The organism is Eubacterium pyruvativorans, assembly GCF_900102225.1.
Lineage (GTDB): Bacteria > Bacillota > Clostridia > Peptostreptococcales > Anaerovoracaceae > Aminicella > Aminicella pyruvativorans.
In genome coordinates this window covers 58,945-73,982 of record NZ_FNBF01000003.1, presented here as the reverse complement: position 1 = coordinate 73,982, position 15,038 = coordinate 58,945, and the positions used below count along the sequence as shown (strand labels likewise).

Below are 15,038 nucleotides of genomic sequence, written 5' to 3'. Positions count from 1 at the left end.
GCGGGATGCGCCGGTTTTTTTCGTTAAGCCGTTCTGGTCAGTGTGCGAGACCAGGCCGAACGGAGGCGGATGGTCTTCGAAGGATTCTCTGGGCTCGCCGAACTGCTGCCTTCAGCAACATCGAATACCGGGCCGGTGGCAAAGCTCCGGATCCGCACGTAGTACCGGACCCCGGACTTCAGCTTCCGCAGCGTCAGTTCTCCGGTGGACAGCTTCCGGACCGTTTTCGTCGTTGTGCGGCCGGCGGAGAATTTCTTCGTTGTACTGTACTGGATTTCGTATCCCGATGCGCCGGAGGCGGATTTCAGGGTCTTCCAGGATACCTTCATACTCTGAGGGCCCTTCACGGCTTTCCGGTTCTTTACTTTTTTCTTTGCAGCCGGCGTCAGGGACTTCAGGGTCCGGAGGGACGGGGCTGCCGGCAGGATGGAATAGTACAGAACCGTCGGTTTCTGCTGCTGCAGGAATCCGCTGAACTGAACCCGAACGGCATACCGTCCGATGGCACTTCCAGCTGTGTCCGGACTTCCGGCCGGGTCCTCCGGGGAATTTTTGCCCGCGAATACTGCGCTGTATTCCGCCGCCGCCAGGGCATCTCCGTAGGAGGTCAGCAGCAGGGCCGGGGATTTCGGCGTGCCGCTGTAGGTGAAGGATGCCGGGCGCAGGGCCGCTTCGGTCCGGATGCCCAGCGTGTCCTGCACAATGCCGGTGGTGCCGTTATCATAGGTCACCCGGGCAGAAACCTGGCGGGAGCCGCTGTCCCTGCCGGAACGGGACAGGGTGAAAGCCTGGGAGGCCGTTGTGAAGTCTTTCTGCACCGTCAGCGCACTGTCCGACGGTACGGTCACGGCAGTGCTCCACAGGGTTCCGTTCCGCTTGAGACCGGTGCCGGAGCCGGTCAGAACCCGTACCGTCCAGCGGGCTTCGTCCTTCGATGTGCCGAAGGACCGGAATGCGCCGTTCACCGATGTGCCGAAGGAAACCGTTCTTCCCAGCGGATCCGTGTTGTCCGGCAGGGTCTTTCCGTGCTGGGACACATAACTGTACTGGAAATGGGAGGATGCGGCAGTCGGAAGGGCTTTCCGGACGCCGGTGCCGAACCAGTACCCATTGTTCGGGTTCATGATGTTTTCGTCCCGGTAGTGGTGGACGGTCTTCCGGATGACCGGATCCTTCATGGTGGTCATATTCTTCGTGGTCAGGTTGAAGTAGGTGTGTTCGTGACCGGCTGCGCCGTCATCATCCCAGGTGGAATCTACCTCGTACCATTTGCTGCTTAGCTGCACCAGGTTCCAGGCATGGCCGCCGTAATTGCTCCGATCCGAACCGGTTCCCACAATTCCCGGCACCATGACGGAAGGGATGCCTGCCCGGGAGAGCAGATACTTCAGTCCCAGCGAATAGCCGTCACACACGGCGGTGTGATCCACCAGCGCTCCGTAGGCGGTGTGGGCCCGGTGGTAGAAGGAGGCGTCTGCCTGTGCGGCGCTGCTGTTATAGGATACCGTCTTGAGATATTTGTCGTGAATTTCCAGGGCCACCACGGCTTTCGGCTGGTTCAGGTTGATGTCGGACAAAAAATTATTCGCTGCCCGGTCCAGTTGCTGTGCCATCTTCTGCAGCCGGGACTTGGTGAAGTAGTAACCGGTCTGGTCGTAGGCGTCCCGGTGCATTCCGGAATCGTAGGTGGAATTGTAGTCGATCCAGACGTACCAGTTGTATTTTCCCTTGCCGGTGTTCGTGATTTTCGTGCTGGAACCGTCAGCGTTGTTCACTTCTTCCACTCCCTGCTTCACCGGGGAGTCCGCCATCCAGAGCCAGAACAGTTCCGGATGGTCGTAGCAGAGACCGTAATATACGAATTCCACCTGGTCTTCCGTGAAACCGGACTGTTTCGAAGAACTGTTAGTGTTGAAAACAACCCGCTGCAGTTTGTATGGGTCCGCTGCACAGGTGAGGATGGCGTTGTACAGAATCTTTTCCTTCGCCGTGAGCTTCGAGTAGTAGTACTTCGATGTTCCGTTGTCCGGAGCGCTCACTGCGGCAGCGGATTCGGTCTCCGTAGTCTGCTTCGAGGCGGTTCTGTCGGCGGCGCTGCCAATGAGGTTCTTCAGGTCGTCCAGAATCGAGTTCTTCGTCCGGATGCTCCGGCCGGTGCCGGAACCTGCGGTTTCCCGGGTGAGGCGGCCGTTTTCTGTCAGAGGCCGGATCAGTCTCACCCCTTCGACTTTCTTCGTTTCCTTCTTCGTGGCGGTTTCGATGGCCTTTCCTTCCGGAATGCCCCGGAATCCGCCGGCATGGAACCGGCCGCCGATGCGGACTGTATTGTCATGGTCTGCTCGGGCTGCTGTCCGCTCGGAGGTTCCCTGTTCAAATGCGGCAGGTTCCTTGGTATCCGCCGATGCCCGGAACCCGCCGATGTTTCCCGGCATGGCCGGCGCCGCTGTTACGGCTACCGCCGCAATCACGGCCATCGTCAGCAGCTTCCGGCCCCGGCGGCGGAATTTCACCCCTGTTTTCCATCTCTTCATTCTCATACCCCCTGTAATTCTCACTATTCCTCTTCATCCCAGCCGGAAAGAAGCCGGGCTACGGGCTCGTAAGGCAGCCCCACCACGTTATCGTAATATCCTTCAATGTGGTGAATGTGTTCCTGGAACGGTCCCTGGATGGCATAGGCCCCCGCCTTGTCATAGGGCTGCTCCCGGTCGATATAATCCAGAATTTCCCGGTCGGTGTAATCCCGGCACCATACTTTCGTCACTTCGCAGAAGGTGCGGCGCCTGAGGGTGCCTGCTTCGATCAGGGTGACGCCGGTAGCCACATAGTGAACATCGTTCCGGATCTTCGCCAGCATGCGGAATGCTTCTTCCCGGTCCTTCGGCTTACCCATAATCTCTTCCTTATATACCACCGTGTCTGCGGCGAGAATAATGGGCCGGGCAGAATCTGTATGTTCTTCTTCCGGTGCATCTCCGAAGGACAGGGAGGCCGGATCCGGCAGTCCCTTCTCCCTGAGATAGTCCAGCTCAACGGCCCGGGCTTTCTTCAGGGACAGGAACATCACCGCATCCCGGGGACCGATGCCCTCCGGAAGGCTCTCGTCCACGTCGGCGGGCCGGATCACCGGATTGTGACCATGGGACCGCAGAATTTCCACGCGGCGGGGAGACTGGGATGCCAGAATGATTTCATGTTCTGTCATAGAAAACCTCTTTCTGATTGTTTGCATATAACTACATCTAATTTATCATATCCCAAAATCGGGGGGAAGACCAGCGCTCCGGAAGAAATAATGGACAGCACCGCTGAAAGTGACTATACTATTAGGAGTTATGTCGTAAATATGACAGATTTAATAGAAAGAAACGAAGGTTTATCATTATGAAAACAGTGATTACATACGGATCCTTCGATCTGCTGCACAGAGGCCATATCCGGCTGCTGGAACGGGCGAAGGCGTTAGGTGACTACCTGATCGTCGGTGTCACATCAGAGGATTTCGACAGGAGCAGAGGCAAGATCAATGTTCAGCAGTCTCTGACCGAGAGAGTGGACGCGATCCGGGAAACCGGTCTGGCGGACCGGGTGATCGTGGAAGAATATGTGGGTCAGAAGATCGATGACATCCGGCGTTACGATGTGGATATTTTCGCCATCGGTTCTGACTGGAAAGGTAAGTTCGACTACCTGAACGAGTACTGTCACGTGGTTTACCTGGACCGGACGAAGGGCATTTCCAGTACCCAGCTCCGGACGAAGGACCGCACGGTTCAGATGGGACTGGCAGGCGGCGGGAAGCCGGTTGCGCTGACGAAGTACTGGAAGGAATGTGATTTCGTCAACGGTGCCGAGGTATCCGCCATCTGGTCCCAGGACGAGGGGGTCCGGATCGAAGCGGCGAAGGAGGATGTGCCGCTGGTGAACAGTTTCGATGCACTGCTGAACAACTGTGATGCCGTCTACATCTCTTCCCATCCGGATGATCATTACGAGCAGGTGAAGAAGGCCTTGGAGAGCGGGAAACACGTCATCTGTGAATCGCCGATTGCGGAAACCCGCGCCCAGTGCCGGGAACTGTTCGAGCTGGCAGACCAGAAGGGACTGGTTCTCTCGGAGGCGCTGAAGACCGCCTACGCCACGGCCTATGACCGGCTGATGCTGCTGATCAAGTCCGGCCGGATCGGCCGGGTGGTTTCCATTGATTCCACCTGCACCAGTCTCCGGGAGCAGATCTATGATCCGGATAAGCGGAATGCCCGCTACTGGAACAGCATCACCACATGGGGACCGACGGCCATGCTGCCGGTATTCCAGATTCTGGGTACGGATTACGAAGACCTGAGCATGGACACCATGTATGTGGACGAGGAATCCCGGTTCGACGGCTTCACCCGGCTGTCCTTCCGTTACAAGGGCGCCGTTGCTACCGTGAAGGTGGGCCTGGGTGCCAAGTCGGAAGGCGAGCTGGTGATTTCCGGCACCCAGGGATATGTCTATGTGCCGGCGCCGTGGTGGAAAACCGATTACTATGAGATGCGGTTCGAGGACCAGGCGAAAAACAAGCGGTATTTCTATCAGCTGGACGGAGAAGGCATCCGTTACGAGCTGGTGGATTTCGTGAAGTCCATCTCCGGCGGAAAGAAGAACTTCTACGTGGACCGCAGTGTCAGCGAGGAGATCGCAGGGGTCATGGAAGCCTATTATGCGGGAAAGAATGTCACGGTTCTAGGATAGACGGGGAGAGAAAACAGGAGAATACTGCAGGATGAAACGGGTTATTACATATGGAACATTCGACCTGCTGCACTACGGTCATGTGAATCTGCTGCGCAGAGCGAAGGAATACGGCGACTATCTGATCGTCGCCCTGTCCACGGATGAATTTAACTGGAACCAGAAACGGAAGAAGTGCTACTTCGATTATGAGAAGAGAAAGCAGCTGGTGGAGGCCATCCGCTATGTGGACCTGGTGATCCCGGAACAGAGCTGGGAACAGAAAGTTCAGGACGTGAAGAAGTATGACATCGACGTTTTCGTCATGGGAGATGACTGGAGGGGGAAATTCGATTTCCTGAAGGATTACTGCGAAGTTGTCTATCTGCCCCGGACACCGGAGATTTCCACCACGCAGATCAAGGCGGATCTGGGGAAACGGTAACATGAAGAGGGCTGTGCTGAAGGTTTTCATCGCTTTCATGAATCTCTGCTACCGGGTGATCCGGCTTTTCGTGAAGCCCCGGCATCAGGTGACGCTGGTGAGCCGGCAGAGTGACCGGGAATCCATAGATTTCCGGCTGCTCCGGGAAGCGCTGCAGCGGAAGGATCCGGAGCTTGTGGTGGTTGTACTTCCGAAGATGCTGAAGAAGGAAAGGGCAGTGGGCTACTTCTTTCATATGTTCCGGCAGATGGGAGCGTTCGCCCGGTCCCGTTTTGTCGTCACCGACACCTACTGCATTCTGCTCAGCGTGCTGCATCACCGGGAAAGCCTGCGGAAGATGCAGATCTGGCACGCCATCGCCGCCGTGAAGCAGTTCGGCTGGCAGACGGTGGGGCGCCGGGACGGCGCATCGGAAACGGTGGCGGAAGTGATGCAGATGCACCGGGGATATGACTGGTTCGCCTGCGCCAGCCGGGCAACGGCGGCGTTTTTTGCAGAAGGATTCGGGCAGGATCTTTCCAGGGCGGTGCTGCTGGGACTGCCCCGGATTGACTATATCACGAAGGAGGACCCGGAAAGGCTCCGGGCGCTCCGGGAGGCATATCCGCAGATTCAGAACGGGAAGAAGAATGTGCTGTATGTTCCCACCATCCGCAAGCACGCAGCCATCGACCTGTGGCCGCTGATCGACGCGGTGGATCCGGAGCGGTATAACCTGATTGTGAAGCTGCACCCCCTGGACCGGGCGGCAGCGGGGACGATCCGGGAATCTCATGTGATCATGGACAGCCGGTTCAGCAGTTATGACTGGCTGGAAGCGGCGGACATCGTGGTGAGTGACTACTCCGCCTTCGTGCTGGAGTCCACGCTGCGGGAGAAGCCGCTGTACCTCTACACTTACGATCTGGAGGAATACCGGCGCACCACGGGGATCAACATGGAATACGAGAAGGAAGCCATCGGGAAGTACCAGTTCCGGGATGCCGGGGAGATGGTGAAGGCGTTCGAAGAGCCGTATGACTTCCGGGCGCTCCGGGCGTTCCGGGAGAAATATATCGAAGTGCCGCTTCACGGAGCGGCGGACCGCATGGCGGATTTCATTCTGGAGAAGATCCGGGAACAGGAGAAGCAGGATTAATGGGACTGAAGAAGAAACTGGTGATACTGGTGAAGGACTATGCCCGGAATCATGAGGGATTCCGGAAGTGGGCCAGGGAGACCAGAACGAAATATCTGTACCGGGAATTCCGGAAGGGGGCGGACCGGGTCCGGACGGATCGGAAGCTGGTTTATCTGAACAGCTTCAACGGCCGTTCGTACTCCGATGCGCCGAAGGCGATGTATGAATACATGCTCCGGGACGATCGGTACAGCGGATTCCGGTTCGTCTGGATGTTCCGGGAACCGGAGAAGTACCGGTGGCTGGAACAGAACCGGGACACGAAAGTGGTGGGATTCAATTCCCGGGAAGAAGTGGAGACGCTCCGGGAAGCCGGGTACTGGATCACCAATTACCGGATGCTGGAGCAGTATGTGCCGAAGGAGGACCAGACCTACGTGGAATGCTGGCACGGCACGCCTTTCAAACGGCTGGGCTATGATATGATGGCCAGTGACAATGCCATGAATTCCCTGGAAGAAATCTTTCAGAAATACGACCGGGATACGGTGCGGATGAAGTACATTCTTTCCCAGTCCCCCTTCGCCACCCGGGTGTTTACATCGGCCTGGAATCTGAAGAAGTTCGGGAAGGAAGACTGCGTTATCGAGGAGGGATATCCCCGGAATGACATTCTGCTGAATGCAGACGACTCCTATATCCGGGCGCTGAAGGAGAAGATGGGTCTGGATCCTGCTTCCATCGGAAACCGGAAGATTCTGCTCTACGCACCGACCTGGCGGGACAATCAGTTCGACCGTTCCATGGGGACCTACGCCTTCCATTCCGATGTGGATTATGACATTCTGCAGAGGGAACTGGGGGAGGATTATGTTATCCTGTTCCGGGTTCATTACCTGGCCGCCCGGGCATTTGATTTTGACAAATACAAGGGATTTATTTATAATGTGTCGGATCATGATGACATCAACGACCTGTATCTGATGGCGGACATGCTGATCACGGATTATTCCTCCAGCTTCTTCGATTACGCCAACCTGAAGAGACCGATGGTGTTCTACATGTATGACCTGGAGGATTACCGGGACAGTGTCCGGGGGCTGTATTTCTCTCCGGATATTCTTCCGGGACCGATCGTCCGCACCGAGAAGGAACTGGCGGACGCCGTCCGGGATCAGGCGGAGCATTTCGTCTTCGATGAGAAGTACCGGGCATTCAATGAGAAGTTCAATGCGCTCGACGACGGGCACGCTACGGAGCGTGTGCTGGCGCGGATCTTCAACGAGAGCGAGGAGCAGTTTTGAATACATTCAAAGAAATCATACACGATCACATCGCCTTCCGGGGGCAGATCCTGAAGCTGGCGAAGTCGGACATCGTGAAGACGTACCGGGGAGCGGCCCTGGGATGGGCCTGGGCGGTCATCCGGCCGGCTACCACCATCTTCGTCTTCTGGTTCGCTTTCACAGTGGGACTCCGGGGCGGGAAACCCATCAATGGATATCCGTTTTTTTTGTGGCTGATCGCCGGATTCACCCCGTGGTTTTATATGAGAGACACACTGACCAATGGCGCCGGCGCCATCAGGCGGTATCATTTCCTGGTGAAACGGATCAAGTTCCCGGTGGACACGATTCCTACATTCGTCAGCCTGGGGAATTTCCTGACGAACCTGGTGCTGCAGGTGATCATGATCGCCATTTTCATCGGATTCGGGTACCGGCCTACCATCTACTACCTGCAGCTTCCGCTGTACTGGCTGATGATGGTGGTATTCTTCACCTGGTGGGGTCTGTTCTCCTCCATGCTTTCCTGCATCTCGAAGGACTTTCTGAATCTGGTGAAATCCATGACCCAGCCGTTGTTCTGGCTGTCCGGTATTGTATACGATGCATCCCGCATCCATTACAACTGGATCCGGGAAATTCTGCTGTTCAATCCGGTGACCCAGATTGCCAACGGCTTCCGGAATTCTCTGGTATATCATCGCTGGTTCTGGGAAACCCCTGTGGAACTTCGGAACTACTGTATCGTCACGGTGATTATGGCACTTCTGGCCGTATGGGCGTACCGGAAACTGAAGAAGGAGATTCCGGATGTCCTGTAACCGGGCACCGGAAACGATGGAGAACGAAATGACAGAAGATAAGAAACCGAAGAAGAAACCTTCCGCCGTCAGCCGGGCGAAGAAAGCGGCGAAGGAATTCGCCGGTGATCCGGACCGGGCGGCCCGGAAGGAAGCACTGGACCGGAAGTATCAGGACCAGCCGGTGATGGTGGGATTCCATCACGTCACCAAGTCCTACAAGCTTTTCAAGAACGACAAGCAGCGCTTCAAGGCTATCTTCCGGAAAAACGTGCCGTATAAGCAGGTGAATGCCATCAACAATATGTCCTTCCGTGTTCGGAAGGGGGAGTCGGTGGCTCTGCTGGGGCGTAACGGCGCCGGCAAGTCCACCATGCTGAAGATGATCACGGAGGTTGCCTTTCCGACAAAGGGTGAAATTGAAGTGAACGGCAGAGTCAGCGCACTGCTGGAACTGACCGCCGGATTCGACCCGGAATTCACGGGACTGGAGAATATCTATTTCCGGGGGCAGCTCCTGGGAATGAAGCGGGAGGAAGTGGACCGCATTCTCCCGAATATCATTGAGTTTGCCGATATCGGGGATTATATGGATCAGCCGGTGCGGACCTACTCCTCGGGAATGAAGGCCCGTCTGGGATTCGCCATCAATGTCAATGCGGAGCCGGAGATTCTGATTGTGGACGAAGCACTCTCTGTGGGAGACGCCTCCTTCCGAAAGAAGTGTACTGCGAAAGTTCATGAACTGATGGACGACCAGAATATCACATTCCTGCTGGTGACCCACAGCACGGGGGTTGCAGCGGATTTCTGCGAGCGGGGACTGGTGCTGAAGAAGGGGCATGCCATCTACGACGCACCGATTGATGACGCCGTGGAATTCTACGAGGATATGCTGCAGAAGGAAGACGAAGAGAAGCGGAAGAAGAAGGCGCAGCAGAAGAAAGAGTACAGCGTGCTGGGCGGAGGAAAGAATGCGAAGTAAGAAATACAGCGATCTCTATCAGAAGACGGAGGGAAAAGCGCAGAAGCCTGCTGCGGAGCGCCCTGTCACAAATCGTCCGGCCGAACCGGCTCATAAGCCGGAGCCGAAGCCGAATCTGAATTCAAAGCCGGAAGTGAATTCGAAGCCGAATCCGGATTCAAAGCCGGAAGCGAAGCCTGCGGGACCGGTGCCGATTGCAGAGGCGAAACCGGTTTCCCCGGCGAAGAAGAAAAAGAAAAAATGGCCGAAGGTACTGGCCGTGGTGCTGATTCTTCTGATCGCCGGCGCCGGCGGTGCCTACGCCTATGCGCGCCATTTCATGAACAAGAAACTGAATCAGGTGCACCGGGTGAAGGTGGACAAGAACAAGCTCAGTATCGTGGACGTGAAAGGGTACGTCAATATTGCCCTTCTGGGTGTGGACAGCCGGGGAATGAACAAGAAAAACCTGAAGAATTCCAACACCGACTGTATCATCATCGTGAGCATGAACACGAAGACGAAGAAAGTGAATCTGATCTCCGTCTACCGGGATACGTATCTCCGGATTAACGGTACTTCCACTTATGAGAAGGTGAACAGCGCGTTCCCGACCACCGGCATTAACGGTTGTCTGAATACCTTGAACCAGGCTATGGATCTGGACATCGATTCCTATGTGCTGTTCAATTTCAAGATGGTCTCCGACCTGGTCAACCAGGTGGGCGGCATTACAGTGAACGTGCATCAGAATGAAATATACCAGCTGAACAAGTACACCCGGCAGACCGCCCGCAATGTGGGACAGAAGAAGTACAAGCTGGTGAAGAAAGCCGGCCGTCAGAAACTGGAAGGTGTTCAGGCCGTTTCCTACGGACGGATCCGGAAAGGGGTCGGCGACGACTTCAAGCGGACCAGCCGGATGCGTCTCGTGATCAAACTGGTGCTGGACAAGCTGAAACACAGCAGTTTCTCAGAGCTTTCCGACATCATGGATGTTTGCCTGAAACAGTGTCAGACGAATCTGTCCAACAACGACATGATCGGACTCGCCCAGAGGCTGTCCGGTCTGGAAATCCAGAAATCCGTGGGATGGCCGTATAATGTGACCACCGGATTCCTGGGGCAGGTGTCCTACGTGTTCCCGGTGAACCTGGAGGCGAACACGAAGCGCCTTCATCGGGAAATGTTCGGACAGAAGAATTATCAAGTGAGCACCCGGGTGAAGACCCAGTCGGACGCCATTGCTTCGGCGGTTGCCAGTGGCACCAGCATGTACAGTGTCAACACCAGCCGGTCAACGTATACACCGTACCGGGGAAGCACTTCCACATCCCGGAGCCAGACGTACACGCCCCGGCGTTCCTATTCCGGCGGAACCGGTTCCGCCGCCGGCAGTGCCGCTGGAACCGGCGGAGCTGCTTCGGCGGGCGCCGGAACCAGTTCCCAGGGCACTTCCGGAAATGCCGGCGCCGGTGCGGCGGGGGGTGCCTCGGCCGCGGGCCAGACTGCGGGAGAAAGTACTGGCGCTGCAGAAGGAGAATAATACAGAAACCAGAACTGATGCGCGGCAGATGAACAGAATCCGCGCATCGGGACTTTTTTGCGGGTAAGTCCCGCAGGAAACGGAGAAGAGCGACGATGAAGATTTTCGGAAGAAGGGACGGCACTGCCGCCGGAAACGGTGAGGAGGAATATACCTGGCGGGATGGCGTATACCTGACAACGGTAAACGACAGTCTGCAGGCGGATATTCTGGTATCGAAGCTGGATGCGGAAGGAATTCCGAGTGAGAAGAAATATGTGGGCTCTTCTCATTTTCTGGAGATCGCATTCGGCAAGAATGTGGTCGGAGACATTGAAATCTATGTGCCCCAGGAATGTCTGGAGGATGCGAAGAACATCATCGTGCCGGTGGATCTGGATGATTGTATGCGTGACGATGTGCCGGGAACAGAGGAGGATTAGAGAATAATGGAAGAGAAGAACAGGACGAATCACATAGAATCTTCCGGGACGGAACCGAAGACTGGCGGAAACAGAACCTCCCGTCTGGAGGCAGCTCAGGAGAAGCTGGAAGATGCGAAGCGGCGGATCGGTGCCTTCGTTCAGAAGAAAGGGGAGGACTGGGACGTGCTGGACAGCGTGGACCCGGAATTCGAAGGAAAGCCGGAGGCGACGGACTGGAAATCATTTACCATGGAATGGGAGAAATTCGATACAGCGCACCGGGATATGAACGGGGATGCGGGATCTGAGCCGGGACGCCGGGATACAGTTCGGGATGCCGGATCTGAGCCGGGACGCCGGGCGTCGGAAGAAGAGGAACCGACGATTGTGACCCGCATTCAGGCGAACCGCGCGCAGCGGGCCCGGGAGGCGGAAGAAGCCGAGAGAAGGAGACGGCGGGCGCTGGGACTGCCGGAGGAACCGGAAGTGGACGAAGAAGTTACGGCACCGAAGGCTGAACCGAAAACCGCACCGAAGCCGGAGACGAAAACCGCCCCGTGGACCGAGCAGAAGTCGGAACCGAAAACCGCCCCGAAGACCGAGCAGAAACCGGAACCGAAAACCGCCCCGAGGACCGAGCAGAAACCGGAACCGAAAACCGCCCAGGCATCGTCCCGGAAGAGCGCAGGAAATATTTTCTACGAGCATGTGGATCCGACCCGGAAGGCGGCTTATGCGGCGGCAGCCGAAAGGAAGAGCCGCCCGTCCGGCAGGGGCGGCGGAAACAGCGGAAACGGCGGAAGCGGCGGCAGAGTTTCCGGCTTCGTTCGCAGTCACCGAAGAGGTGTGCGGAACGGAATCATCTTCCTGGTCATTCTGCTTCTGATTTTCATCGCCGCAAGTGTGATTTCCCACCGGGCGAACGGCAATCAGATGACTTCATCCGGACAGCTGATTGCGAAGAGCGGCAATTCCATCGCCCAGAAGAGTCCGTATGTGGGGGAACTGCACATAGAAGGGGAGATCGCTTCGGGCACGCCTCAGTCTGCGGATTACACTACTTATGACCAGAACTGGCTGCTGGACATGATCGACCAGATGAAGAACGACCCGAACAACCGGGGGTTGATTCTGTATGTCAATTCGCCGGGCGGAAGCACCAACGCCACTGATGAGCTGTACCTGAAGGTGAAGGATTACAAGGAGGAAACCAAGCGGCCGGTGTACACGTACATGGCCGATGAAGGGGCTTCCGGCGCCTACTATATCGCTGCTGCCAGCGACCGGATCTATGTGAACCGGAACTGCTGGACCGGATCCATCGGCGTCAGACTGTCTACGATCTACGACGTGACCGGTCTGATGAAGAAACTGGGGGTGAAGGCGGAGACCATCCATGCCGGCAAGAACAAGAACATGGGCAGCGTCACAGAGAAACTGACCGGCCAGCAGCGGAAGATTCTGCAGGGGCTGGTGGATGATGCGTATGATCAGTTCGTTCAGATCGTGGCGGACGGCCGCAGCATGCCGGTCAGTGATGTCCGGAAACTGGCGGACGGCCGGGTTTATACCGCCAAACAGGCGAAGGCCAACGGTCTGGTGGACGGCATCGTTCTGAGCTACGATGATGCGGAGAAGCAGATGAAGAAGAACGGAGGTCTGGTGGGGGTCAGAACCATGGAGATCCTGCATCCGACGGTGAGTTACGGGATTCTAGATTACCTCACCGGAAAGGCGGAGGTCACGAAGGACGGAAAATCCCGGGTTTCCGGCGAAAATGAGAAGAGCAGCGAGGCGGCGCTTCTGGAGAAACTGCTGGAAGAGAACGGAAGTTACACACTTTCCTATCTGTCGGACATCCGGAAGTAAAGGACTGCCCGGAGAGCAGCAGAAGATAACCGAAAGATTTTGCGGGGTGTTAAGTAAATTTACTTGACACCCCGCATCTTTTCTTGTATAGTAACCGATGTGCGCTGAACGCACGTGCAGTCTTTTTTTGTCAGTCAGAAGGAAGGAGCAGCAGGATGGAAGACATCGTGAAGGAAAGTCTGCTGTTCGACTTCTACGGAAATCTTCTCACGGAGAAAATGCGGCGGGTGACAGAACTCTACAACGAGGATAATCTGTCCCTGGCGGAAATCGCCGAGCAGGAGGGCATCTCCCGGGCGGCGGTGCATGACAGGCTGCAGAAGGCACAGCTGAAACTGGAAGCCTATGAATCGAAGCTGGGTCTGGTGGCCCGTTTCATGGAGAACGGCAGGGCGGCGATGCGGATTGCGGCGCTGACGGAGGAGATCGGGCGGGAACGCACAGATGATCCGGATCTGAATGAGAAGCTCCGGGAGATCCGGGAACTGGTGGCGGTCATCAGCGGTTAGGTGGCCGGAGAAGAAGACGGAGCAGGAGAACGAAATGGCATTCGAAAGCTTATCCGAAAAACTGCAGAGTGTATTCGGCGGATTGAAGGGGAAGGGAATTCTCGAGGAGAAGGACATTGACCAGGCTCTTCGGGAAGTGAAACTGGCCCTTCTGGAGGCGGATGTAAACTTCAAGGTCGTGAAGGAATTCGTCGCAGACCTGAAGGAGAAGTGCATGGGGGAGGAAGTCACGAAATCCCTCACGCCGGAACAGCAGGTTATCAAGATCGTGAACCAGCAGCTCGTGGATCTCATGGGCGGTGCCGGTGCGAAGCTGACCTACTCACCCAGCGGTTTCACCACGATTATGATGGTGGGTCTGCAGGGTACCGGTAAGACCACATCCTGCGGCAAGCTGGCGAACTGGCTGAAGCAGAACGGGAAGAAGCCGTATCTGGCGGCCTGTGACGTGTACCGTCCGGCGGCGATCGACCAGCTGGAAGTGGTGGCGAAGGCCGTGAAGACACCGGTCTATATCGACCGGGAGAATCCGGATCCGGTGGACATTGCGGTGAAAGCCCGGGAAGAGGCGGAGCGGAAGGGATGCAATATCCTGATCATCGATACGGCCGGCCGGCTGCAGATCGATGACACGCTGATGCAGGAACTGGCGGATATGCGGAAGGCCGTGAAGCCGCACCAGATTTTGCTGGCGGTGGATGCTCTGACCGGTCAGGACGCGGTGAATGCAGCCAAGGGATTCAATGAGCGCCTTGGCATTGACGGCATCATCATGACGAAGATGGACGGCGACGCCCGGGGCGGCGCGGCCCTTTCGGCGAAGAAGGTGACCGGGAAACCGATCCTGTTCATGGGTACCGGAGAGAAATATGATGCACTGGAGCCGTTCCACCCGGACCGGATGGCCAGCAGAATCCTGGGCATGGGGGACATGCTGAGTCTCATCGAAGAGACGGAGCGATCCTATGACGAGAAGGAAGCTGAGGAACTGGCCCGGAAACTGAAGAAGAATCAGTTCACCCTGGACGACTTCCTGAAACAGATGCATCAGGTGAAGAAGATGGGCGGCATCGGGAAGATTATCGGAATGCTTCCGGGGGTGCAGGCCGGTCAGTTCAGCGACGAGGATGTGGAGAAGGGCGAGCAGGAATTCGTCAGGATGGAAGCCATCATTCATTCCATGACCAAGGCTGAACGGGAAGACCCGTCGATTCTGAACGCCAGCAGGCGGAAACGAATCGCAGCGGGCTCAGGACAGTCCGTGAGTCAGGTGAATAACCTGATCAAGAGATATAATGAAATGCGGAAAATGATCAAGCAGTTTACCAAGCCGGGGGCGATGAAGAAGAACCGCCTGCTGCGGGGACTGTTTTAATCGA

13 protein-coding genes are annotated in these 15,038 nt (G+C 56.5%); 11 read left to right on the top strand and 2 right to left on the bottom strand.

Translation table 11 applies throughout. The annotated features are described in order from the left end of the window. Nucleotides 1-23: 23 nt before the first annotated feature. Both BLQ24_RS02005 and BLQ24_RS02000 read right to left on the bottom strand, forming a co-directional pair. Nucleotides 24-2,531, bottom strand: a complete 2,508-nt coding sequence (locus tag BLQ24_RS02005) for a fibronectin type III domain-containing protein (RefSeq protein WP_176755840.1) — start codon at nucleotides 2,529-2,531, stop codon at nucleotides 24-26. Between the two features lie 23 nt (nucleotides 2,532-2,554). Continuing rightward, nucleotides 2,555-3,205: a Maf family protein gene (locus BLQ24_RS02000; protein ID WP_163440002.1), complete on the bottom strand. Its 651-nt coding sequence runs from the start codon at nucleotides 3,203-3,205 to the stop codon at nucleotides 2,555-2,557. 179 nt (nucleotides 3,206-3,384) lie between these two features. On the opposite strand from BLQ24_RS02000, the gene BLQ24_RS01995 reads away from it, so the two are divergent. The 11 genes from BLQ24_RS01995 (at nucleotide 3,385) to ffh (ending at nucleotide 15,034) form a co-directional block, all read left to right on the top strand. Next, nucleotides 3,385-4,737, top strand: a complete 1,353-nt coding sequence (locus BLQ24_RS01995; RefSeq protein WP_090162129.1) for a Gfo/Idh/MocA family oxidoreductase — start codon at nucleotides 3,385-3,387, stop codon at nucleotides 4,735-4,737. 31 nt (nucleotides 4,738-4,768) lie between these two features. After that, the gene (gene tagD, locus BLQ24_RS01990) at nucleotides 4,769-5,161 is read left to right on the top strand and encodes a glycerol-3-phosphate cytidylyltransferase (protein ID WP_090162128.1); all 393 of its coding nucleotides are present in this window, start codon (nucleotides 4,769-4,771) and stop codon (nucleotides 5,159-5,161) included. Nucleotide 5,162: 1 nt separating this feature from the next. After that, nucleotides 5,163-6,299, top strand: coding sequence for a CDP-glycerol glycerophosphotransferase family protein (locus BLQ24_RS01985; protein WP_090162126.1), 1,137 nt, complete (start codon nucleotides 5,163-5,165; stop codon nucleotides 6,297-6,299). Continuing rightward, on the top strand, nucleotides 6,299-7,585 hold the full coding sequence (locus tag BLQ24_RS01980) for a CDP-glycerol glycerophosphotransferase family protein (protein ID WP_090162124.1): 1,287 nt from the start codon (nucleotides 6,299-6,301) through the stop codon (nucleotides 7,583-7,585). The genes BLQ24_RS01985 and BLQ24_RS01980 overlap by 1 nt, the downstream gene beginning before the upstream one ends. After that, the gene (locus tag BLQ24_RS01975; protein ID WP_090162122.1) at nucleotides 7,582-8,388 is read left to right on the top strand and encodes an ABC transporter permease; all 807 of its coding nucleotides are present in this window, start codon (nucleotides 7,582-7,584) and stop codon (nucleotides 8,386-8,388) included. Before BLQ24_RS01980 ends, BLQ24_RS01975 begins: the two co-directional genes overlap by 4 nt. 28 nt (nucleotides 8,389-8,416) lie before the next feature. Continuing rightward, nucleotides 8,417-9,352 carry an ABC transporter ATP-binding protein gene (locus tag BLQ24_RS01970; protein ID WP_242869553.1) on the top strand — a complete coding sequence of 312 codons (936 nt, stop codon included), beginning with the start codon at nucleotides 8,417-8,419 and terminating at the stop codon, nucleotides 9,350-9,352. Beyond that, nucleotides 9,342-10,877: an LCP family protein gene (locus BLQ24_RS01965; RefSeq protein ID WP_143004223.1), complete on the top strand. Its 1,536-nt coding sequence runs from the start codon at nucleotides 9,342-9,344 to the stop codon at nucleotides 10,875-10,877. Before BLQ24_RS01970 ends, BLQ24_RS01965 begins: the two co-directional genes overlap by 11 nt. Before the next feature lie 95 nt (nucleotides 10,878-10,972). Then, entirely contained in the window at nucleotides 10,973-11,299 is a 327-nt protein-coding gene (locus BLQ24_RS01960; RefSeq protein WP_090162119.1) for a putative signal transducing protein, read from the top strand. A gap of 6 nt (nucleotides 11,300-11,305) precedes the next feature. After that, nucleotides 11,306-13,150, top strand: coding sequence for a signal peptide peptidase SppA (sppA, locus tag BLQ24_RS01955; protein WP_090162117.1), 1,845 nt, complete (start codon nucleotides 11,306-11,308; stop codon nucleotides 13,148-13,150). A 155-nt stretch (nucleotides 13,151-13,305) separates the two neighbouring features. After that, a complete protein-coding gene (gene ylxM, locus BLQ24_RS01950) occupies nucleotides 13,306-13,659 on the top strand; it encodes a YlxM family DNA-binding protein (protein WP_090162115.1) in 354 nt (117 codons plus the stop codon). 34 nt (nucleotides 13,660-13,693) lie between these two features. Further along, on the top strand, nucleotides 13,694-15,034 hold the full coding sequence (gene ffh, locus BLQ24_RS01945; protein ID WP_090162112.1) for a signal recognition particle protein: 1,341 nt from the start codon (nucleotides 13,694-13,696) through the stop codon (nucleotides 15,032-15,034). Nucleotides 15,035-15,038: the final 4 nt, after the last annotated feature.

Bases quoted from the DNA above. Each gene is read 5' to 3' on its own strand.
- BLQ24_RS02005 (WP_176755840.1), bottom strand. From the start codon at position 2,531: ATGAAGAGATGGAAAACAGGGGTGAAATTCCGCCGCCGGGGCCGGAAG.
- BLQ24_RS02000 (WP_163440002.1), bottom strand. From the start codon at position 3,205: ATGACAGAACATGAAATCATTCTGGCATCCCAGTCTCCCCGCCGCGTG.
- BLQ24_RS01995 (WP_090162129.1), top strand. From the start codon at position 3,385: ATGAAAACAGTGATTACATACGGATCCTTCGATCTGCTGCACAGAGGC.
- tagD (WP_090162128.1), top strand. From the start codon at position 4,769: ATGAAACGGGTTATTACATATGGAACATTCGACCTGCTGCACTACGGT.
- BLQ24_RS01985 (WP_090162126.1), top strand. From the start codon at position 5,163: ATGAAGAGGGCTGTGCTGAAGGTTTTCATCGCTTTCATGAATCTCTGC.
- BLQ24_RS01980 (WP_090162124.1), top strand. From the start codon at position 6,299: ATGGGACTGAAGAAGAAACTGGTGATACTGGTGAAGGACTATGCCCGG.
- BLQ24_RS01970 (WP_242869553.1), top strand. From the start codon at position 8,417: ATGACAGAAGATAAGAAACCGAAGAAGAAACCTTCCGCCGTCAGCCGG.
- BLQ24_RS01965 (WP_143004223.1), top strand. From the start codon at position 9,342: ATGCGAAGTAAGAAATACAGCGATCTCTATCAGAAGACGGAGGGAAAA.
- BLQ24_RS01960 (WP_090162119.1), top strand. From the start codon at position 10,973: ATGAAGATTTTCGGAAGAAGGGACGGCACTGCCGCCGGAAACGGTGAG.
- sppA (WP_090162117.1), top strand. From the start codon at position 11,306: ATGGAAGAGAAGAACAGGACGAATCACATAGAATCTTCCGGGACGGAA.
- ylxM (WP_090162115.1), top strand. From the start codon at position 13,306: ATGGAAGACATCGTGAAGGAAAGTCTGCTGTTCGACTTCTACGGAAAT.
- ffh (WP_090162112.1), top strand. From the start codon at position 13,694: ATGGCATTCGAAAGCTTATCCGAAAAACTGCAGAGTGTATTCGGCGGA.